The following is a 20,448-nucleotide window of genomic DNA, read 5'->3' on the forward strand; positions in this document are numbered from 1 at the left end:
GCCAGCGTCCTGTGGGCGCTCCTGCGCGACAACCGGGTATTCACCTCCGCCCCGCCGGTCGCGCTGGCGGCTTGACTTCGTCATTGAGACTCCTCCGGTTCGGGGCTGGGCCGGGTCTCCACTCAAGCACTCCCCGCAGCCCGACCGCCGGACCGCTGCCGTGGCGACCGCGTTCTTCACCGTGGCGAACCAGCGGGTCCGGATGCGTGGAGCCACCGCCCCGCCGCCCGTGGGGGGTGGCGGGCGTGTCCGTCAGCCGCGGAACCCGATGAGCTTCGTGCCCGCCGGACGGAGCAGGGTCCCGCGCAACGGCGGACGGCCTCGACGCCGGCCCGGTCGCGGGCGTTCCGCGGCAGCCGTGGGACGGCGGACGGGGCGCAGGCGCCGCACGGGTGCACGTCCACCCGTGGCGAGGCGTCGGCAACGGGGCCCACTCGGCCGCAAGCCGGTCGGTCCGGTCCCGAGGCGCACGTGGCGGACGGCCGGGCGGGGCCGATCACGGCGGCGATCAGGCCGGGGAAGCGGTCGTGACAAGGTCCGCGTGGCGCAGGAAGATCAGCCTGTGCTTGCCCTGCTGGCTCGTGGTGGTGACGCCGCATTCGCGAAGGACGCGGAAGTGGTGGGACAGCTGAAGAAGACGGTGGGGTCATCCCCACAGGCGCGGGGAGCAGCCCGTCAGGCCGGTATCTGTGTAGACCTTGCCAGGATCAACCCCGCAGACGCGGGACCAGTCCAGGATCACCGGGACCTCGCCGCGCTTGGCAGGGTCATCCCGCAGGCGCGGGGAGCAGGAGCCGACGTCACCGTCGCGGGGGTCCCAGTTGCGGTCATCCCCGCGGGCGCGGGGAGCAGCTCCTCGACACGTTCAGCGAATACCCGACGCAGGGGTCATCCCCGCAGGCGCGGGGAGCAGCCGTCTCCCCCGCCGCCCGTGACATCGGCGGCCGGGGTCATCCCCGCAGGCGCGGGGAGCAGGCTTGGTGACCTGGGATTCTATGAGGGCCGCGCCCACTTTTCGCGTACTTTCAATGAATCCGGCAATTTACTTATTTCCCTCGAGCAAGGCGAGACTCCGCCATGGACCTGTAGACCCACCGCCCCCAGCCCAGTCTCCTCCCACGGAAGCAAGTTGTCCGTCACCGTCGGCACACCGTCAGGACGTCCGTTCTGCGGCAGACTTGACTGCTTGACGGGGCCCAGGAGCGGGTCGCAGGAACGGAACCTCATGCACTCGCTGTGGGTGGGCTGTCTCCTGCTTCTCGCCCTCCTCTGGGGGCTGTCCCAGAGCGGGGGCGGTTTTCTTGGCGTGGGCATCACTGGCTTATGCGTGACCGTCGGCGGTGTATTGCCCGCACACACTCGTGCCGTGGCGGGGGTGGGAACGGCTGCGGTTGCCGCAGTGGGCCCAGAACCCGGGGTCAACGACATAGCTGCCGCGCGGAACGGTCGACACCGCAAACCGAGTCGCACCGTCCCGATCCTTCTCATGCACCGAGACGCCAAGGACAGCCGGAAGCTCCTGCAGGTCGGCGGCTGAGCTCAGCGCCACACTTCGCGCAGCGCTGGAGTCATCCCCGCATGCGGCCGCCGTCCCCCACTGGGAGGACGACTGGACCCACGCCACCTGGGAGAACCAGCCGACGGTCACCCACCCGCTCGCCACGCTCGACTACCGGCCGATGTGGAACAGCCCCACTCCGCTCTTCGACCACTGTCCCCCTGGGACAACTGGAAGAACATGTAGGCCCCCGGGGCGGGCGGTCCTGCCATGACGCGGAGCCGCCCCGGACCACCGCAAAGGAGCGCCCCATGGCCACCCGCACGTTCCGCCGCGCCACCATCACCTGCCCGAGCTGGACGAACCCGGCCTCTACCTCTCCCTGGTCGACGCCCTCGACAGCCCGCGCGGCGCCGTCCGGGACTTCACATACCGTGACGCCGCCCTCCGCACATTCGAGAAGGTCCGTGCCAACGGCCCCGTCGCGTTCTCCGACTGCGGCCTGAGGCTCACCGAGTTCGGCGCCGGCCGGTACCGGGACACGGACCTGCGGGGCAACGGCCTCTCCGCCCTCCGCGGCGTCGCCAACCTCGCCAAGGTCCGCATCGACCACGGCCGGCAGACCCAGCTCGCCGAAGCCCTGATGTACGAGCTGGACATCACCATCGGCGACGAGTTACCAGTCCGGACCGGGGGGAGACGTGAGCCGGTCGTCACCGGAGCCACGGCGCCCCGATGTCAGTGCCGGATGGCACCATCCGTGCATGAGTGGCGATGCGTTCAACTGGCATGAGTTCCTCGGACGGTGGCAGGAGGAGTGGGTCCCGGACCCGGACGACGACGACCCGGACGACGACCCGGACGACGGCGACCCGCAGGCTCTCGTCCGCCCGGGCCGCCCCGGGGCTGACGAGGCGGCGGTTTCCGCTGCCGAGAAGCGGCTGGGGCGGCGGCTGCCGCCCTCGTACCGGGAGTTCCTGGCCGTGAGCGACGGGTGGCACGTCGGCCAGGCGGCGGGGGTGTACCAGCTCGGCGGCGCCGCGGACATCGACTGGTTCCGGGACCCCCACGGCATGACCCCGCTGTACGAGGAGAGCCTGGACGACGACCCCCGCGAGGAGGACGTCCTGCTGGCCGGTATGTGGCAACGCGCGCTGCAGCTGGAGACGGACTCCGACATGTCGTACGCCCTGCTCGACCCCGGCGACTGCGACCGCGACGGCGAGTGGGCGCTCTACGTCTACAAGGGGTGGGGCGGTGAGTTCCCGGCCCGGTACCCGTCCTTCCGCGCCTACATGGAGGCCATGTACCGCGGCTTCCACGCCGACCGGGCGAGCGATCCCGACTTCGTGAACGCGACCACCCGTACCCAGGACGCCCGCGTCGAGGAGGCCCGCCTCCTCGCCCTGCGGGGACGCCACGAGGAAGCGCTGCCCCTGCTTGAGGAGGCGCGGTCCTTCGGGCGGCCGAGGAGCGGCGTCCTGCTGGACCAGCTCCTGCAGCTGCTGCACCCGCACAGCCCCCGGGAGTACGGCGCTCTGGTGGCCGACCCCCGCTACCTGCCCGAGGTCCTGCCCCTGCAGGCCCTGACGCCGGCGCGCGGCGCATGGCGGCTGGGCGGCGACGACCACTGGCTCCGGATGATGACCGCCCGCGGTGTCGCCCGCGAGGCCCTGGAGACCGTGCTGAGCACGCTGCGGGACGGCACCCACCGTTACGCGCCTCCGGGCCCGTGGGGCCGGGCGGTCGCGCGGGCGCGGGAGTCGGCCCGCTGGGGGGCGACCGATGCCGCGTGGCGCATCCTGCGGGAGGCCCTCCCGCTGTGGGAGGCGCCGGGGCCCTCGCTGATCGCTCCCGTCGGTCTGCTGGCCGATCCGGTCCTGGGTCCGCTGGTCACCCCGGAGCGGGGCCGGGAGATCCTGGCGACACCGCGGTCCGGGGAGAGCGGACCGGCTCCCGAGCAGGTTCCCGATCTCGACCCGCCGGGCCTCGCCTGGCTGACGGAGCCCTCGGCCGGGCACAGGCCGCTCGACGGCTACCGCTGTGTCTGGGTCGAGGGGGTCGAACCCGACCGCCTGCCCGCCCTGATCGGCGAGGAAGGAGCCGCACTGGATGTCTCCCAGGGCCCGCGCGCGTCCTGGCGGGCGCCCCGGCCCGAGGAGCGCGAGGGCGTGGAGCTGTGGGAGGACCGGGCCGTCGTCGCCGTCGGCCGGACCGACCGGAGGTGGGCGTTCGGCTTCGACGGCGACGCCCCGCACCTGAGCGAGCGGTTCGTCTCCCCCGCCACGGCCGCCTCCGCGCACGGCCGGGCCGTGGTGGTGTGGCGCGAGCCGAGGCGCTCGTTCCCGGACCCGGACGACCACCCGGCCGCGTTCCACCTGTCGGTGGCCGAGCACGGCAGGGAGCTGTACGCGTTCACCGTGCGGGGCAGCGAAGTCCGGCGGTCCGGGGCGATACCCGAGGCCCTGGACCCCACCCTGCTGTTCCCTCCGGAGGCCACCGCGCCGGACGACGAACGGCGGGTACTGGAGGCCCTCCACACCGCACTCGGACTGTCGCTCCCCCGCTTCGCGCTGACCCAGGGCAGGCTCCCGAGCCTCACCACCCGCTCGTGGACCCGGGCGCCCCGCGCGGGCGAAGGCTTCGCCTACATCCGATTCGTGCGGCACCAGCCGTGACGGCGTAGGGCCCGGACAAGCGGGCCCGCCACCGGCCGAAGCCCCGCGCCAGGCTGCCTCGGCCCTTCAGTCCCTGACGGTTCTCGCAGGTCAGAGGAGTGACAGGGCCGCTCCAGGGACTGAAGGGACCGAGTTTTCAAAATACGTACACGAGACCGAGCGGCCGACCGCGCGCGTCAGGCAACGGTGCGCGCGGTGGTGCCCGCGGAGCCCCGCTGGGACCGTTCCGTCTTCAGCCCGACGTGCCGCGGCTCCACCGTGAGGGGGTCCACCGCCTCACCCGGAGCACCGGCGCGGTAGAGGCCGTCCGGCTCCGCGTCACGGTCGTGCGGGAGGAGGTAGAAGACGCGTCGCTTCTGCAGCCCGCTGTCGGGGTCGGCCTCCGCGCTGTCGCAGAGCTCGGCGAAGCCGACCATGCGGCCGTCCCGGTAGTAGCGGGGCTTGCCGCGCCGGCGCGGGGTCTTGTCGAGGGCCTGGCGTACGTAGTCGAGCTGTGCGGGGTCTTCCAGCCACACCACCTTGTCCTCGTGGGTGAGATCGCTTGCTTGAAGTAGCGAGCTCATGGCCTTCGTCCCTTCTCGGTCGTCTGACGTACCTGATGCGCGGTCTGGGGTGACCACGCTACCGGGCGCCGCGCACCGGCTATGACGGTGTGCGGAGCGGCGGCTTGTGGCTGGCTCATTCGTTGCGTGTCCATGGTAGGCGGCTGGGTGCGGTGGCGGACAGTAGGCCCGGGCGGTTCACCCCGGGGCTGCCCCGTTCGCCGGGTCCCTGATGCGTCCTCATCCGGCGTCGTCGGCGAGCAGGGCGAGGCCGGGGTAGAACTTCTGGCCGTTGGAGCGGAGCATCTCGCCGGGTGAGGAGATCCCGACCTCGGCGCGGATACGGGTGGCGAAGGCGCGGGTGGTGGCGGGGCGCAGGCCTTCGCCCTCCTGGCACCAGGTGCTGTAGGCGCGGTAGAGGGCGCCCTGTTCGACCTTGAAGTCGCGCGGCTCGTCGGTGCCGTCCCCGGTGGTGCAGCATTCGGCGAGGAAGCGGCCGATGTGGTCCTCGGTGGTGGCGTAGGCCTGGGTGGCGGTGCGCACGACCGTGGGACCGGTGAGGGACGGCTTGGTCTTCAGGTAGGCCATGGCGCCCTGGATCATCCAGTGGAGGATGCCGGGGCCCTCGTGGTTGACGAGTTCCTCGGCCAGGTTGTCGATCTTGCGGTGGTCGGGGACGACCTTGTCGAACGGGATCAGGCGGATGCGGCGCCAGAAGGCGTGGCCGCCGGTGCCGACCTCGGGGCGGTGGTTGCCGAGCAGCCACAGCTTGTGGGTGGGCTCGAAGCTGAAGTAGTCCTGCCGCATGCGGCGGGCCTTGAGCCGGTCGCCGCCGGTGAGGAGCTTGACGCGGGCCTCGTCGAACTTGTCGTGCGGCTTGAGCTCGCTGCACACGAACAGGCGACGGCCGTGCAGCTCGGTGAGCTCGGTGGAGTGCTCGTTGAACTTGCCGCGCTCCATCAGGAAGCCGGGCGGCGCCACGTCCGCGTAGTCGCCGAGGATCTTGATGACGATGTCCATGAGGGCGGACTTGCCGTTGGCGCCGATGCCGTAGAGGAACGGCAGGACCTGGCCGCCGACGTCGCCGGTGATGGAGTAGCCGAGCAGGAGATGGACGAAGGTGATCATCTCCTTGCCCTTGTCGTCGTCGCCGAAGGTCTCCGTCAGGAAGCGGGCGAAGCGGGGCGTGGGGCTGGCCTCGGGGGCGAGGAAGGTCGCGCGCGAGTGCAGGTCCCGGAGCGGGTCGGGCTTGCGGAGCTCGCCGGTGCGCAGGTCGACGACGCCGGCGGGGGTGCACAGGGCGAACTTGTCGCCGTCGAGGGTGTCGGGGTCCAGGGCGAGCTCCGGGGAGGCCTTGGCCTGGGACAGCATGGCCTTGACCCCGGAGGTCGACATGGCGCGCTTGCGGTGCTGGGCCAGCTCGCGGTCGGTGAAGTGGCCCCGGGGGTCGTGCAGGGGCATCTCCTCGGCCATGTCACCGGCGGCCCAGATCGCCGCCTTCTCGCCGCCGGTGCGCTTCCACCGGTACTCGTCCCACACGTACCAGCCGAGGCCCTCGACGTGGCGGAAGCGGTGGTTGTGGAGGTGGGCGAAGAGCTTGGCGTTGCCGCGGTCGGTGAGGTTGACGAGCAGACCGGACTGTACGAAGTCACCCGCGCGTGCTCCCGCCGCGGGGGTGGCGACCTGCTGGGCGGGCAGTTGGGCGTTCGCGGGAGTGCCGGGGGCCTCGGCGGTCTCGGGCGTCTCGGCGGCGAAGACCGCGAGCTGTTCCGCGGCGGCGTGCGCGTCGAAGCCGGTGCTTCCTGCGCTGCTCATGAGCGTCCCTTGGGGTGGATAGGGCGGTGGCTGCCGGCGCGGAGCGCGGAGTCGATGACGAGTTGGTTGCGGCGCGGCTGGCCCGGGCGGGCCGCGTTCGCGGCGTCGGTGAGGAGGTCGGCGCATTCGGGCAGCGTGATGTGGCCCGCGGCCGCGAGGCCGCCGGCGGTGAAGGCAGCCCGGTTGAGCTTCTCGCTGAACGCGGTGCCCGAGGTCGCCTGCGCGCAGTCCCGGACCTCGGCGAGGAGGGGGCCGAGGATGCGGTGGGCGTCGTCGCCGCCGGTCGTCGGCGTGGTCCGCCTGCCGCGGGGCGCGGGGGCCCGTTCCGGCTCCGTGGGGGCGGGGTGGTGCCCGGTGCGGGCGAGTTCGGCGTTGAGCCACAGCGGCAGGGGCGCGGGGGTGCGGGAGCCGGGCAGGGCTTCGTAGGTGCCGGCGGCCGTGCGCGTGCCGGGCGCGACGATGTAGCCACCGGCGGCCCGGACGTCGACCTGCCAGGCGAGGGCCGTACGGGTGCTGCTGCCGCTGGAGGAGCGGATGGCCGGGCTCCCCAGGGGGGCGCGGTACCAGATGTGCAGGCCTCCGCTGGGGGTGCGTACGCGCAGCGTGCCGCTGTCCTGGGCGGGGTCGGGCCGTCGGCGCAGGGCGGCCAGGAGGGCGAGGGTGTCGTAGCCGGAGCTCAGCCCGGTCAGGTCGACGCGGTCGTCGATGTGGATGCCGGGCAGCAGGCGCGGGCGTTCCGGCAGGGGGGCCGGGTGGGTGTCGACGTCGATGACGACGAGGCCGGCCGGGCCGCAGGAGACGCCGACGCCGAACCTCGGCTCCCGGCGCCACCAGTCCCTGATGCGATCGGCGTCCGTGGTCGCGGCGTGGAAGCCGTGGCACCACCGTCCCTCGACCGTGCAGGGGCAGTCCGCGGGAGCGTGGTGCTGTTCCCGGCACCGGGGGCAGTTCGCTGCGGGGGTTTTGGCCCCTGGGGCGAGGGGGTGGACGGGCATGCCCTTGGCGGCCAGCCACAGCGCCACTTCGAGGCCGTGCACCGTGCCGACGGCTGCCGCTGGTGACGGCGTTGCGCTGTGGGCTGGCACGTGGTTCTTCCTCGGCGGTGCGGCTGGGCTCGGTCTGGCTGTGTGTGGGCTGGTCGGGGCTTCGGTCCCTGCTCTGGACAGGGACTGAAGGGACCAAACTTTCACAATGCCGGAGCCTAGCGCAGCGACACGCCGAAGCAGTGCAGGCTGCTGTGACTGTTTTGATTTTTCAGTCCCTTGAGTCCCTCTCGGTGGTGGTGGCGGCGAGCCGGGTGGCGGATTGCCCCGAATTGCCGGTTTCGGCCCATCCTGGAGCCAGGGACTGAGTCCCTCGACCGCCCGGAGACCCCCTCCCCCTCCATCCCTCTCGCCCCGGAACAGGGACGGAAACGCCGTCAGACCCTCTTCGGTCCCTGGTCCCTTCAGTCACTGACAAACCTGCAGGTCAAACGGTTGCCGCCTGATTCCAAGGGACCGAAGGGACTCAACTTTCTAGTTATGACGCCAATATGGCACTGCTACTTCTTACGCCCGCGCATACACGCACGCACGTAAAGGCTGGAAGAGTGGATTCTGAGTCCCTTCAGTCCCTGTCCCTGCGCTTGAACCTGCTCTGACCTGCGAAAACGCCAAGGGACTCAGGGACCGAGTGACTGAGGGACTGAACGAGCGCAGCTACGCGGGTCCGCAGACCACCTCCAGGCAGCCGGCCAGAGCAGACCGACGCGCCCATGCGGGGAAGGGACTGTGGAGAAGGGGTCGGGCCGACGGGTGAGGTAGAGAGGCCCCCTCGCGCCAGCGGGCAAGCCCACCTGGCTACAAGGAAGATGCAGCGCCGTGCAGTGGTCTGCCTGCGATCGCAAGATGAGTATGATCATCCGTTCGCATTTCACGCAGACGGGAGCGGTCCACCTCGTGCTCACTGAACGAGTACCCAAGGCAGTTGTTGTCCAGTTGGCCGCAGGGGCCGTCACCTGCGCCTTGCTGGCCGGCTGCAGCAGCTCGCCCGGCATCGAGAACTATCCCGGCAACGCGGGACTGCAGGGCCCCGGCAAGGGCAAGAGCACGAGTCGGGTCATGCCGCGGGAGGTGCTGGAAGCAGCTCTGCCTCAAGCCCTCAACCTGCCACGGGGCCTCGATGCAAACGGGGCCAGGGCGTGGGACATGTCCAACCCTGCCATCTGCCAGTCCGAAGGCTGGTCGGACGAGGACTGCGCCGATGCCCTGGCCGTCGGCGCGAGCGCGGCATCCGACGGGAAACAGAGCATTGTCATCCGGATGATGTCCTTCAACGACGAAGCCACGGCCAAAGCCCACTTCACCGGCAAAGGAACACCGGACGAGGTGGGCAACAACCCGCCAGGCGATGAGATCGACGGCTACGAGCTGCCCGAGCGGGACAGGGGCAGGAAGGGGAACGGCATCAACGTCCGGCAGGGGACGGTCATCGCGAAGGTCGAGTACGCCCGGTCCCCGGAGCATGACGTGCCGAACCGCCTGATGGACCTCACCACCATGGTCGTCGAACGCCTGAAGCAGTCCCAGAGCGGCAAGAATCCGACGGCCTCGCTTCGGTGAACTGGATGGGGTGAGGCGTGGCGCTGCTGGTCGTTCATCCCCCGGGGGTGGCCCGGCCAGCAGCGGACCGGGCGGGGGCTCTCCCTGCCCGCGGACGGCCGCCTGAAGGAGGACTTCAGCGATGCTGACGAGGCTCCCGGCAGACTTCACACATTCTCGTCGTTCAGCGGTCCCCACCCGGGGCGTGGCGGATATAGTGGCCGCACAAGTTACTCAGGCGCGAAGGGCCCTCCACCATGTGGAGGGCCCTTCGTCTTCATCGGCCACGACGACGACAGCGGTGGCTTCGCTCAGGCCACCTGGAGCTTCGCGCGTCCCGTCGTCGGGGTGGGCGGGGCCTGGTGGTACGTCGGCAGCTTCAGGTTCGGCAGGTCGCCCGCCTGGATGCGGACGAGGGCCGAACGGAACGCCGCCTCCATGCTCTCGGGGCTCTCGTACTTCGCCGCGAGCGGATGGAGCCGGTACGAGTTGCCGTTGCGCTCCTCGCTACGCGGCCTGAGCACGATGTTCAGCTCGCACAGCGGCGCCATGAGCCCGCTGACGGCCTGCGGCGTGACCCCGTACTCGGCGGCCATGTCCTTCTGCCGGACCGCCAGCGCTCCCCCGAAGTCGCTCCGGGAGACCAGGTACTGGAGGAACTTGACGGCAGACCCTGACAACGGCAGCGCCCAGATGCGCTCCGCGACGATCGGAGACATGACGTTAGCCATGGGACGGCCTTCCTCGTGAGCGGTGGCGGTGGTCCGTGGTGCAGGACGGGCCCGGCAGCACTATCACCCGGTACGTTTCCTTCCGCGATAGTCGGCCCCCGCCCCGAAATCGAGGTCGAGTTCCTCCTGATGGGCACCCTGCGGTCCCACAGCGTAGGGGAACGCCGCGACGTCGTGCTCGTGCCGGTCGGCGATCTCGGCGAGGACCTCGTGCTGGGCCGTGCTGTTGCCGTGGAACCACAGGCGCACGTTCAGCTGGATCCGGCCCCGGCCGGCCTTCTCCACCCAGTTGTAACCGCACAGCGCCTGCACGGCACGGTTGACCGTGGAACGCGTGATCATCTTGCCGCCCTTCTGAGCGGCGATCTTGTTCAGCCCGTCGGTGATCTCCTGCTGCGTGTACGGGGTGACGCCGGTCCCCGGCACCTGCCCACCGGCCACGAAGAGGAAGACGCACAGCTGCGACTTGGTGATGCTGTTCGCCACGGCGAGCTGCGCCAGCAACTGCGTGAACCAGTTGCTGGCCAGGCTGTACCCGGCTCCCCCGGCCATGTCGTGCACGGACTTCGGGTCGGCGGCGTACTCGAAGTGGACTCCCTTGAGCCGACGACGGCCCCCGGGATCGGCGGCCTCGGCGACCTTCTCCCCGAGCTGCTGACCGAGGACCGCCAGGATGTCTCCGTACTCGGCTTCGCTACCCCCGGCGCTGGGAGCGGGCACGGGTCGGGGCCCGCGCCGACGACGGGCGGGCGGATCAGATGTCACAGGACCTCCTCGTTACTCAGGCGGTCCGAGGCTATCCAAAAAATCAACCACAGCTTGTCTTTTGACGCGACGACGCGCCGGAGGCGACCCCTGGACGCCGCCCTGTTCGAGCGCCGCACCAGAAGTACACGCTGCGTGTACTTTCCTCGCCCCCGAGCGCCGAAAGTACACACCTGCTTGATTTGGGTTGCCGGAATGACGACACGTACGTGCAGCCGCCACAGATGCGCAGAGGTGGCCCACGTCCTCCGGCGCAACGTTCTGACCTGCGACGCTCCCCGGAAGCCGACTACTCGTCAAAAATCAACCAGCGCTTGATTTTTCGACGAAATGTGCCCGCCAGGTATACATTCAGCGTCCTCGAATGTGTCCTGGCGAACACATAGCTGACGACAAAACCGCAGGTCAGAGCCCCGCAAACGCCCGCCGCCTCTTACTAAGACCGCAACGTGACGACTGACGCAGGCCCACCCGTAGCGCCGATGACACCCCATCCCCTACCACTCGTGCCCAGCCCCTGGGATCCCGCTCGAACCTGCACCACCGAATGCGAGCCCCAACGCTCCGCTCGCCGAACGAGCACAGCCAGCGGCCACCCGCACCACGTGCCACCCCAGCCACGCTTCCCCGTCTTGAAGCCCATCCGACCCTCAGCCGCCAGCGATGACCGGCCACCCCGGCGGGGCACCGCAAGCCCGCCAGGGCTGAGGAGCTACCGACCCTGGGCGAGTTCCGGAGGGGCAGTCATCTCTTGTGCGGGCGGACCGTGCCGACCAAGAGCGTGCGGTCCGGCGGACGGCTTCGTCACCCTGGGCCCGGTCGTAGCCCGGCAACACCAGTCCGAACCGGGGTATCGGGGGTGGCCCGGCGGTGGGCCCCTGTGGAGCAGCCTCGTGACCACGTACAGTGCCTAGGCAGCAGGTGGACACTCGCGTACATGGCGGAGACGAGGTCGGCATTCCGATGCACGTAGCGGTCGAGCCTTCCGGCATGTCGGAAGGCTCGCGCTTGGCCGCCTACGGCACTGTCTCCACGTCACTCGCCCTGCGAAGTGATCGCCAGTTGGGCAAGCTTGTTGACGCGGCTGTGCCGCTTGGCTCCGGTATCGGCGGGAGGTCTGCCCTGCTGGAGGTCGGTGGGAAGCCTGTCTTCGTGAAGCGGGTGCCGCTCACGGATATGGAGCTTCTTCCGGAGCATGTGCGGTCTACGGCCAACCTGTTCGAGCTTCCCACCTTCTGTCAGTACGGCGTTGGTGGGCCGGGGCCGGTCGCGCCCAGTTTCGGGGCATGGCGGGAGCTTGCCGTTCACACCATGACGACGAACTGGGTTCTTGGAGGGCAGTACCAGGGGTTTCCGCTGATGTACCACTGGCGGGTACTGCCAGACACGTCCGCGCGTGCGGGAGAACTCCCGGACGTAGAGCGGGCCGTGGACTATTGGGGAGGCAGCCCGGAGGTACGCCGTCGTATCGAGGCGCTTCAGCAGTCCTCTGCGAGCCTGGCGCTGTTCCTGAAGTACATCCCTCAGACGCTCGACGAGTGGCTTACCGAGCAGGTACAGGCTGGCGAAGAGTCTGCCGACCGGGCTTGTTCCCTGGTGGAGGGCGAGTTGGAGGCCGGCACGAGTTTCATGAACGCTCGTGGGCTGCTGCACTTCGACGCGCATTTTCAGAACGTCCTGGTCGACGGCCGACGCCTTTACTTCGCCGACTACGGCCTCGCCCTCTCCTCCCAATTCGATCTGTCACCGTCCGAGACCAGCTTCTTCGAACTGCACCGGACCTACGACCGCTGTTACACGCGCAGCTGGCTGGTGAACAGGCTGATCACGAAGCTTTACGGATACGGGCGGAAAGAACGCGAGGCACTCATCCGGGCATGTGCGGATGGGGAGGACCCGCCGGGCGGACCGCAAGTGGCCAGGGCGATCCTCTCCCGCCATGCACCGCTCGCCGCAGTGATGACGGACTTCTACGGCAAGGTGCAGGACGAGAAAAGGGAGACTCCGTACCCGTCGGAGGCGCTCCGCCGGGCCCTCGATACGGACAGGTCGCGTCGCAGCTGAGCCGCTTCCCACGCGGACAGTACCGCGCGCCACCCCCGTACACCCGCGCGACCGGCAGTGGCCCCCGATGGCCCGCAACTCATGGGCCGGGGAGCGTCCGTGGACGAGTTGCATGACGATCCACGACATCCCCCGGTCAGCGACCACATCGTGAACCGCCACGACGTTCCAGGTGGGCTGTGGGGTGACTGAGCCGGCTCCAATATGACGGCCGGCAGGGTGCCGTCCACGATCGGGGCCTTCGGCAGCGAGATGTCGAGGAACCGCTCGACGACCCCCAGCGCTGTGCTGTGGACCTTCCCGCGTTCCAGATCAGGGTCGGGCAGCCCGGCGCCGGTCAGCAGATCCTGCAGGCGAGTGGCCGTCGCAGGCTCGCCGGCGACCCCCTGATTGCCCCACGAGGCATCCAGGTGCAGGTTGCACGCACTCAGCACACGGCCGTCGTGGGCGTACTCGAACATCGGCGGCACCGGCTTGCCGTTCTCCTCCTCGTACTCCAGAAGGCAGGCGTGCACACCACCGTGTGAGACCGCCGTCACAGAGGCGAACTCACCCTGCCTGCCTCCGTACGCGACCGCGAAGACCCACTCCCCTGCGCGGCCAGCACCACGTGGTAGCCGCCGAAGGCGATGGACCGGGGAGTGGCAAGCCAGGTCGTTCCATCTGTCATGACGACCATCCTGGCCTGTCCCTCTGACAACAAGGGCGTGCGACCCCTCGCCACCGCAGGAAGCGCCGGCGGGACGGCCGCAACCCTCCACCCCGACTGCAGGCGGCCAAGGTCGGGGCGGCTCGCTCGATTTCCGGCGCAACGGACAAAAATCGACCGCCAGAACGGCCCCCTAGGCGGCCGATCTCAACTCCCCTGGTGTCCCGCGACCTTCCCGGCGACCGCAGGCCGCCAGCCGGGCGCACAGAGCTTTTCGGCGGAGGGAGATGCCCTCTCAGCCCTCCGGGGCGGGCGTTTCTGCTGATGTGACTGAGCACCGTACTTGGCCCGTGAGCGTTCTAGTCGGCCCCCGTGCGCTCGAACCCACAGACTCCCCTCGGCTTCTCTTCGAACTGGCGTGTGCAGATTCGTATGCTCACGGGCATGAAACTCTTTCGGTGGCGTGACCGAGGCGAAGCCGCCCAGACGACGAGAACCCCTTTGGCCCAGGCCATTGCCCTGTACCAGGCGGGGCGCTACGCCGAGGCTGAGGCCGAGGCGCGCTCCGTGGTTGCGGCCAGGTCCCGGTCGCGTGACGACACGTACGCGCCGCTCGCAATGGGTATCGCCGCGCTCGCCGCGGGCGCTCAAGGCCGCCACGCCGATGCCGTCACCACCTACGATGAGCTGCTGCCGGTCTTCGGCAGGGTCTTCGGCGCGGAACACCCGCAGACCCTGAAACTGCGCTCGGACCGCGCGCAGGCGCTTAGTGCACTCGCCCGGTACGCCGAATGCGAGGCAGAGTGCGCGGCTGTCGCCCAGGTCGCGGCCCGCGGCACAGGGCCGGACATGGCGCTCATCACCACGGCCGCCCGCAACGGGCAGATTTTCGCCCTCACCGCGCTGGGACGCCACTCGGAGGCAGAGGCGCTGGCGTGCGAGGCACTTGCCGCCCATCGCGAAACGGACCGGTTCACCCTGGTCCTGCGCCTCGGTCTGGCCCGCAGCCTCAATGGCCAGGACCGCCACGAGGAGGCTCTCGCCGAGGCGGAGCGCGCCGACGAGCTGCGCCGGAGTCTGACCCAGGAGCAGCGCCGCTCAGAAACCGGCGCAGTCGAGTTGGCCATGGCCACCGCCCTTCTCGGCCTGGGGCGTGGCACCGAGGCCCGTACGCTGGCCGCAGCCGCCCAAGACGCCTGCCGGACCACCTTCGGCCCGGATCACCGCCGCACTGCCGAGGCCCAGGCGTTGCTCGACCGTATCGACAGCGCTTGAGCAGGCGCGCCACGCCGACGGTCGGGACGCTCACCAGTGGCTGAGAGCACGTAGTTGGCCAGTCGGGCCATGTACGGCGCTCAGTCACAGCTGATGGCGACTGAGCACGCGAGTTGACACCCGAGCGCGATAGCCGGCCTTGCAAGGCGTTGGGAGGGGCTCCCGCGGGAGGTGGTGCTGGAGCCCGTGCCTAGGCTCCAGCACTATGACCAGTGATCTCGGGTTCACCTGCGCGTGCTGCGGGGCCCACCACCCCGAGCTGCCGATGAACTACACGGCCGAGGCCCCCGCCGTGTGGGATCCGGCCTTCGCCGACGCCGACGACTGCTTGCTCTCGTCGGACCAGTGCGTGGTCCGCGGGCAGCACTACTTCGTCAAGGGCCTGATCGAGATACCCGTCATCGGCAGTGACGACGTGTTCTCCTGGGGCGTCTGGGTCTCCCTCAGCCGAGAGAGCTTCTCCCGAGCCGTCGACCTGTGGGACACCCCCGGCCGCGAGGCAGAGAAGCCGTACTTCGGCTGGCTCACCACCGACCTGCTGGTGTACCCGGCCACGACCCTCAACCTGAAGACGCACGTGCACACCCGCCCGGTCGGTGAGCGCCCCTTCGTCGAACTCGAGCCCACCGACCACCCCCTCGCTGTCGAACAGCGCACGGGCATCACGCTGGACCGCGTACGGGAGATCGCGGCGGCCGTGCTCCACCCTCGCGACGACGAGGGGCAATGAAGGGCGGCAACCCGGTATCGCCCATCCCGGTTGCGGCTGTCGGCCTGAGTCGCAGGGCCCAGCAGTTCGTCGGGGCAGAGGGCATCCGCGTCCGTCGGTAGGACATCCGGCGGGGCGACACCGCGACGCGTGGATCGGGCACGGGATCCCCGCTGCGGACATTGTGAGGACTCAGCGACGCGAGGCAGCTCGGCTGTCCGGTGCGGGAGCTTGGTCCGCCGCGTTCTCGGTGGCGGAGATCGTCTGGCGCAGCAGACGACGGGCCGTCTCCAGATCGGCGGCGCGCTGGTCGAGGATGTTCAGCTGGTCGCGCAGGCTGGCGAGGACGCCGGGACAGGGGTGCACCAGCGCTGCGTCGTAGGTGCAGGGCAGAAGCTGGCGGATGACGCGGGTGGGCAGGCCGGCGGTGAGCAGGGTGCGGACGCGGCGCACCGTCTCCACTGTCTGGTCGCCGTACTCGCGGTAGCCGTTGGCGCGGCGTTCGGCGTGGATCAGTTCCGTTCGCTCGTAGTAGCGCAACAGCCGCTCGCTGACTCCCGTACGGCGTGACAGCTCACCGATCAGCACCAATTCGCCCTTTCAACTTGACCTTCCAACAGTGTCAGGGAGCAACAGTTCCCTGACCGGCCGAATTCCGGACCGGTCCAGTCGGAGGGAACGAACAAGTGATCATCGATGCGCACAGCCACGTCCACGACCCCGTCGAGGCGCACGTGGGGCTGCTGGACGAGGCCGGGGTCGACCGCGCCGTCCTGTTCGCCACCCGGCCGCACCCGGAGCGGGCCGGTGACCTCGCCGCGCTGCGCCGGGAGATGGCCGTCTTGGACAAGGCGCTCAGTGGCGGGGCCGGCACGGTCGAGGCGTACCGAGGGGCGTGGCGGGAGCTGGACGCCGCGCTTGCCGCGCAGCCGGACCGGTTCATCGGATTCCTCTCGGTACCGCTGGGTCTGGGACCGGAGGAGACCGGCACGATCGTGGAGCAGGAGGTGGTCGGGCGCGGGCTGCGCGGGATCGGCGAGCTGACGCCGCCGCCGGGAGGGGCGGGGCAGATCGAAGCGGTGCTCCAGGCCGCAGCGGACCAGGGGCGGCTGCCCGTGGTCGTGCACGGATCAGCGCCGACCACGGCGGAGGACCTGGCGACGATGGCCGCGCTGGCCGGCCGGTATCGCGAGGTTCCCCTGGTGGTCAGTCAGCTGGGAGGGCAGCACTGGATGCAGGCCATCGAACTGGTGCGGGACACCCCGAACATGTACCTGGAGCTGTCCACGGCCAACATCGTCTTCGCGGTCCGACTGGCCATCAAGGAGATCCCGGCCCGGACGTTGTTCGGCTCGGACGCACCGTACGGCGACCCCGTTCTCGCGCGGGCCCTGGTGGAACGGGTCACCAGCCCGGGCGAGGTCCGCGACCGGGTCCTCGGCGGGACGATCGCCGAACTGGTCGGCCTCGGGTGACGCGGGAGCGACCGCCGCTGGGTGTGCGACGGGCAGTCGTCTGGCCGAGGTCGTAACCCAGTACCAGGCGGGGCGCTATGCAGGGGCAGGGGCAGGGGCAGGGGCAGGGGCAGAGGCGTGCTCCGTGGCCGTGGCCCCAGGGGGCTGCGCGACGACTGGCTCGCGCCGATGGCGCTGGGTATCGCTGCGCTCGCGGCCAGCGCTCAGGCCACCACGCCGAGGCCCGTTCGCGGCCGAAGCCGCCCACGAAGCCTGCCTGGCCACCTTCAGCCCGGACAACAGGGGGGCCAGCGGGCCCGACTGCGGCGCCGAGTCGCAGGACCCTACGACGCCTGCGCGCCAACGGGCCACCTCTCCCCTGGCCCAGGTCGACCCTCCTCATCCCGCTACCGTCCGTATTCGTCCGAAGTGCGTCGTCTGTTCCTGCGTGCCACGCTGATCGAGGTTCGGAGGAGCCGAAGGAAGAGCCTCGGTCCCCGCCCCCTCACACCCCGGTAGGAGTGAACCCAGATGGGTATCAAGGACCAGCCCAACGACAAGGCGCAGCAGCTCAAGCAGAAGGCCAAGCAGGCGATGGGCTCGAAGAAGGACGAGGCGCAGGAGCGGGCACGGCAGGCCCAGGGCAAGGCTCAGGGCAAGGGCCAGAGCGAGGCCCAGCGCGCCCAGCAGGAGGCACAGGACCGCTTCGACCAGGACTACGACGTCTGACACGCCTTCGTTGCAGCGTCTTCGACGCCTCGGCTTGGCAGCGCGCTTGGGCCCCGCCTTCGGTGGGGCCCGAGGCATGCGTGCCACGGTTCGCCCGAACCGGAGGCGCGCCAACCACCGCCGAGGCCGGAGGCGGCGGGGCCAGTCGGAAGACCGCCGAGCAGGCTCCGCCCGGGGCGCCAAGGCCGTCAGGTCCACAGCCGACAGACGTCGCAGGCATGACCACCCATCGCCGCCAGTAGGTCGACGGCGGCTGCCCGGCCGCCAGGATCCCCGGCCCGGCCCCGCGCGTTGGCCCACCCCGCCCCGGTCTCGTCCCAGCCGACCGGCACCACGCGGCCACTCGATCCCACGACAGGGCCCTCACAACGGCCACCGGAACCCCGCTCCCCCGCACGGTAACCGGCGATCTTTCCGACCAACCTTCCCCATACCGGGGCAACATACTTCGGTGTGCCTCTTCGCCTTCCCGCCAGAAGGTTAGTAAGGTACCCGCATGACCGCCCCATACGATCCGGAAGACAGGGAAAAGGTAGTTGCCAAGCTGCCGGCATCCCTGCGGCAGGAACTCAAGGTCCGTGCAGCCCAGTTGGGCGTGGACATCCAGGACGCCGTCACCGAAGGCATCCACGCCTGGCGTGCCGATGCCTCCGCGGCCACCCCCGTGGACACCTCAGGCGCCTCCTCCTTCTCCACCTACCTCCCCACCGGCCTCTACGGGGACTTCAAGGACGACTGCCGCGCACGGGAGATCCCGTACAACCAGGGCGTCGCCCAGTCCATCCGGCTCTGGCTCGACACCCACCCCTCCCCCGCCGGCCGCCGCCGCCCCGCGAACGAGGGCGCCCGCCGGATCGTGGTCTGCAACCAGAAGGGTGGCGTCGGCAAGAGCGCCATCAGCAACGGCGTCTCCCAGGCCCTCGCCGAAACCGGCGCCCGCGTCTGCGTCATCGACTTCGACCCCCAGGGCCACCTCACCCGCCACCTCGGCGCGGAGATGCTCGGCATCAAGGAGCCCAGCCTCGCCAAGTACATGCTCGGCGAGATCGACGGCCGCATCCGCGACCTCCTCGTGCCCATCGAGCACGGGGTGTTCGCCGGCCGCCTCTTCCTCCTGCCCTCCTGCAAGGACGCCTTCCTCCTCGACGCCCGGCTGGCCACCACCCGCCACGTCCGCACCAAGGAGACCGCCCTGGAGAAGGCCCTCGAAGAGCTGGAGAAGGAGTTCGACTACATCGTCGTCGACTGCCCCCCCAGCCTCGGCTACACCATGGACACCGCCCTCTACTACGCGCGCACCCGCGAGGGCGAGTCCCCCAAGACCTCCGGCATCATCGTCCCCGTCCAGGCGGAGGACACGTCCGCCGACGCCTACGACATGCTCAGCGAGCAGCTCGAAGACCTCGTCGACGACCTCGGCATCGAGATCACCCAGCTCGGCTTCGTCGTCAACCTCTACGACAGCCGCAAGGGCTACGTCGTCACCTCCTCCCTCAACAGCTGGAAGGAGTTCGGCGATCCGCCGGTCATGACCGTCATCGCCGACCTGAAGGAGCAGCGCGAAGCGGTACGCGTCAAGCTCCCCCTCCTCCACTACGCCCCGGACTGCGAGCAGTCCGAAGCGATGCGCGAGATCGCCCGGAGGATCGCGGCATGAGCAAGAGCGACCTCCTCGGCACCGGCGCCGCCTTCAGCAACGCACGCCGCACCGCCGGCCGCAGCGAGCGCGGCCGGGCCAAGGCCATCGCCCAGGGCGACGTACCGACGTACGAGCTGATCCGCGTCCCCCTCGACCAGGTCTCCCCCACTCCCCTCAACCCCCGCCGCAACTTCGGCGACGACGAGCAGATGACCCGCTTCGGCGAGGAGCTGCGCCAGGCCCAGCTCTCGGCCTGTGTCGTCGTCAGCCGGGGCGCGTACCTCTCCCTCTGGCCCGACCACGAGAGCCGGATCGGCGCGGCCGCGTACATCCTCATCAATGGCGAGCGCCGCTTCCGCAGCGCCCTGCACGTGGGGCTGGAGTCGCTGGACTTCGTCGTACGCGACGACCTCGCCGCCTCCCGCGCCGACTTCATCGACCACCTCCTCGCGGAGAACCTCGAACGCGAGGACTTCGACGTCATCGAGCGCGCCCGGGGCGTGCAGCAGCTCGTCGACACCTGCGCGGAGCAGGGCCGCGAGCACGGGGCGAAGTCCCGCGCGGCGGAGCGGCTGGGCAAGTCGCCGTCCTGGGTCACCAACCAGCTGGTGCTCCTGGAACTCCCCGACGAGATCCAGAGCATGCTCAGCTCCGGCGACATGCCCGAGCGCGACGGACGCCTCCTGGCCCGCGCGGCGAAGGACCGCCCGGGCGTGGACGCGGCTGCCCTGCTGGACCTCCTCCAGGAGAACAAGGCCCAGGAGGCCCAGGTCAAGGCGGCCCAGCGGGAGATCCTGCGCGAGGCGCGCGAGCCGGCCCCGGTGCAGGTTCCGGCGGAGCCGAGCCCTTCCGCCCCGAGCGTGGAGCAGGCCGCCCCACAGCCCCGACTTTTGTCCGCGGACAAAAGTCAGGCCCCGGAGGCACCCCCGGCAGCCTCTCCGGAATCCCCCACTTCACCCGCCGAGCCGACCGTGGCCGTACCCGAGGCCCCCCTCCCCCAGGCAACAGCAACCGAGCCGGAGCCGGCTCCCGTCGGCGAGCCCGAAGCGGGCATCCCCGAGCCGGCTGCAGCCCGTGAGCCGGCTGCTGCCCGGGAGCCGGAGACGGTCATCCCGGAGCAGGCGACGAGCCCGGAGACGACCCCGGTGGCATGGACCGACCCCCAGGCGGTCTTCGAGGCGATCCGCCAGAACATGCCGCCGAAGCAGCGCGCGGAGCTGACCATGCTCCTGATCGACAGCAACGGCAGGTCCAGCAACCGCTGACCCGTGCCCACGCTCCGACGCGAACGGCCCCGACTTTTGTCCGCGGACAAAAG

Annotated in this window: 15 protein-coding genes; 9 read left to right on the plus strand and 6 right to left on the minus strand. The window is 70.1% G+C overall.

Features of this window, described 5'->3' with window-relative positions; all coding sequences use genetic code 11:
• The first annotated feature begins 2,262 nt into the window (after positions 1 to 2,262).
• Positions 2,263 to 4,176 carry an SMI1/KNR4 family protein gene (locus AB0F18_RS31360; protein ID WP_362066755.1) on the plus strand — a complete coding sequence of 638 codons (1,914 nt, stop codon included), beginning with the start codon at positions 2,263 to 2,265 and terminating at the stop codon, positions 4,174 to 4,176.
• A 176-nt stretch (positions 4,177 to 4,352) separates the two neighbouring features.
• Here the strand turns inward: AB0F18_RS31360 and AB0F18_RS31365 are convergent, their stop codons facing one another.
• The 3 genes from AB0F18_RS31365 to AB0F18_RS31375 form a co-directional block, all read right to left on the minus strand.
• Positions 4,353 to 4,739 carry a DUF6009 family protein gene (locus AB0F18_RS31365; RefSeq protein WP_362066757.1) on the minus strand — a complete coding sequence of 129 codons (387 nt, stop codon included), beginning with the start codon at positions 4,737 to 4,739 and terminating at the stop codon, positions 4,353 to 4,355.
• Positions 4,740 to 4,958: 219 nt separating this feature from the next.
• The gene (locus AB0F18_RS31370) at positions 4,959 to 6,533 is read right to left on the minus strand and encodes a phage/plasmid primase, P4 family (protein WP_362066759.1); all 1,575 of its coding nucleotides are present in this window, start codon (positions 6,531 to 6,533) and stop codon (positions 4,959 to 4,961) included.
• On the minus strand, positions 6,530 to 7,555 hold the full coding sequence (locus tag AB0F18_RS31375; RefSeq protein ID WP_362066778.1) for a bifunctional DNA primase/polymerase: 1,026 nt from the start codon (positions 7,553 to 7,555) through the stop codon (positions 6,530 to 6,532). The genes AB0F18_RS31370 and AB0F18_RS31375 overlap by 4 nt, the downstream gene beginning before the upstream one ends.
• Positions 7,556 to 8,422: 867 nt before the next feature.
• On the opposite strand from AB0F18_RS31375, the gene AB0F18_RS31380 reads away from it, so the two are divergent.
• The gene (locus tag AB0F18_RS31380; protein ID WP_362066761.1) at positions 8,423 to 9,136 is read left to right on the plus strand and encodes a hypothetical protein; all 714 of its coding nucleotides are present in this window, start codon (positions 8,423 to 8,425) and stop codon (positions 9,134 to 9,136) included.
• A 290-nt stretch (positions 9,137 to 9,426) separates the two neighbouring features.
• Here the strand turns inward: AB0F18_RS31380 and AB0F18_RS31385 are convergent, their stop codons facing one another.
• On the minus strand, positions 9,427 to 9,846 hold the full coding sequence (locus tag AB0F18_RS31385; RefSeq protein ID WP_362066763.1) for a hypothetical protein: 420 nt from the start codon (positions 9,844 to 9,846) through the stop codon (positions 9,427 to 9,429).
• A 63-nt stretch (positions 9,847 to 9,909) separates the two neighbouring features.
• Positions 9,910 to 10,566, minus strand: a complete 657-nt coding sequence (locus tag AB0F18_RS31390) for a hypothetical protein (RefSeq protein ID WP_362066765.1) — start codon at positions 10,564 to 10,566, stop codon at positions 9,910 to 9,912.
• Between the two features lie 1,035 nt (positions 10,567 to 11,601).
• Between AB0F18_RS31390 and AB0F18_RS31395 the strand changes: the two genes are divergently transcribed.
• The 3 genes from AB0F18_RS31395 (at position 11,602) to AB0F18_RS31405 (ending at position 15,329) form a co-directional block, all read left to right on the plus strand.
• Entirely contained in the window at positions 11,602 to 12,675 is a 1,074-nt protein-coding gene (locus AB0F18_RS31395) for a protein kinase family protein (RefSeq protein WP_362066780.1), read from the plus strand.
• 1,093 nt (positions 12,676 to 13,768) lie between these two features.
• Positions 13,769 to 14,599: a tetratricopeptide repeat protein gene (locus tag AB0F18_RS31400; protein WP_362066767.1), complete on the plus strand. Its 831-nt coding sequence runs from the start codon at positions 13,769 to 13,771 to the stop codon at positions 14,597 to 14,599.
• A 265-nt stretch (positions 14,600 to 14,864) separates the two neighbouring features.
• A complete protein-coding gene (locus AB0F18_RS31405) occupies positions 14,865 to 15,329 on the plus strand; it encodes a DUF2199 domain-containing protein (RefSeq protein ID WP_362066782.1) in 465 nt (154 codons plus the stop codon).
• A gap of 171 nt (positions 15,330 to 15,500) precedes the next feature.
• Here the strand turns inward: AB0F18_RS31405 and AB0F18_RS31410 are convergent, their stop codons facing one another.
• Positions 15,501 to 15,896, minus strand: a complete 396-nt coding sequence (locus AB0F18_RS31410; protein ID WP_362066769.1) for a MerR family transcriptional regulator — start codon at positions 15,894 to 15,896, stop codon at positions 15,501 to 15,503.
• 98 nt (positions 15,897 to 15,994) lie between these two features.
• Here AB0F18_RS31410 and AB0F18_RS31415 point away from each other — a divergent pair, with 98 nt between their 5' ends.
• From AB0F18_RS31415 to AB0F18_RS31430, 4 genes are all read left to right on the plus strand, one after another.
• The gene (locus AB0F18_RS31415; protein WP_362066771.1) at positions 15,995 to 16,783 is read left to right on the plus strand and encodes an amidohydrolase family protein; all 789 of its coding nucleotides are present in this window, start codon (positions 15,995 to 15,997) and stop codon (positions 16,781 to 16,783) included.
• A gap of 510 nt (positions 16,784 to 17,293) precedes the next feature.
• Positions 17,294 to 17,491, plus strand: coding sequence for a hypothetical protein (locus tag AB0F18_RS31420; protein WP_362066773.1), 198 nt, complete (start codon positions 17,294 to 17,296; stop codon positions 17,489 to 17,491).
• A gap of 496 nt (positions 17,492 to 17,987) precedes the next feature.
• Positions 17,988 to 19,148 carry a ParA family protein gene (locus tag AB0F18_RS31425; RefSeq protein WP_362066775.1) on the plus strand — a complete coding sequence of 387 codons (1,161 nt, stop codon included), beginning with the start codon at positions 17,988 to 17,990 and terminating at the stop codon, positions 19,146 to 19,148.
• Positions 19,145 to 20,395, plus strand: a complete 1,251-nt coding sequence (locus tag AB0F18_RS31430) for a ParB/RepB/Spo0J family partition protein (RefSeq protein ID WP_362066776.1) — start codon at positions 19,145 to 19,147, stop codon at positions 20,393 to 20,395. The genes AB0F18_RS31425 and AB0F18_RS31430 overlap by 4 nt, the downstream gene beginning before the upstream one ends.
• Positions 20,396 to 20,448 lie beyond the last annotated feature (53 nt).

It is taken from the genome of Streptomyces sp. NPDC029216 (assembly GCF_040648015.1).
GTDB lineage: Bacteria > Actinomycetota > Actinomycetes > Streptomycetales > Streptomycetaceae > Streptomyces.

Coding starts and splice junctions, on each gene's coding strand:
- AB0F18_RS31400 (WP_362066767.1), top strand. CDS start 13,769: ATGAAACTCTTTCGGTGGCGTGACCGAGGCGAAGCCGCCCAGACGACG.
- AB0F18_RS31385 (WP_362066763.1), bottom strand. CDS start 9,846: ATGGCTAACGTCATGTCTCCGATCGTCGCGGAGCGCATCTGGGCGCTG.
- AB0F18_RS31405 (WP_362066782.1), top strand. CDS start 14,865: ATGAACTACACGGCCGAGGCCCCCGCCGTGTGGGATCCGGCCTTCGCC.
- AB0F18_RS31370 (WP_362066759.1), bottom strand. CDS start 6,533: ATGAGCAGCGCAGGAAGCACCGGCTTCGACGCGCACGCCGCCGCGGAA.
- AB0F18_RS31395 (WP_362066780.1), top strand. CDS start 11,602: ATGTCGGAAGGCTCGCGCTTGGCCGCCTACGGCACTGTCTCCACGTCA.
- AB0F18_RS31425 (WP_362066775.1), top strand. CDS start 17,988: ATGACCGCCCCATACGATCCGGAAGACAGGGAAAAGGTAGTTGCCAAG.
- AB0F18_RS31365 (WP_362066757.1), bottom strand. CDS start 4,739: ATGAGCTCGCTACTTCAAGCAAGCGATCTCACCCACGAGGACAAGGTG.
- AB0F18_RS31430 (WP_362066776.1), top strand. CDS start 19,145: ATGAGCAAGAGCGACCTCCTCGGCACCGGCGCCGCCTTCAGCAACGCA.
- AB0F18_RS31360 (WP_362066755.1), top strand. CDS start 2,263: ATGAGTGGCGATGCGTTCAACTGGCATGAGTTCCTCGGACGGTGGCAG.
- AB0F18_RS31420 (WP_362066773.1), top strand. CDS start 17,294: ATGGGTATCAAGGACCAGCCCAACGACAAGGCGCAGCAGCTCAAGCAG.
- AB0F18_RS31380 (WP_362066761.1), top strand. CDS start 8,423: ATGAGTATGATCATCCGTTCGCATTTCACGCAGACGGGAGCGGTCCAC.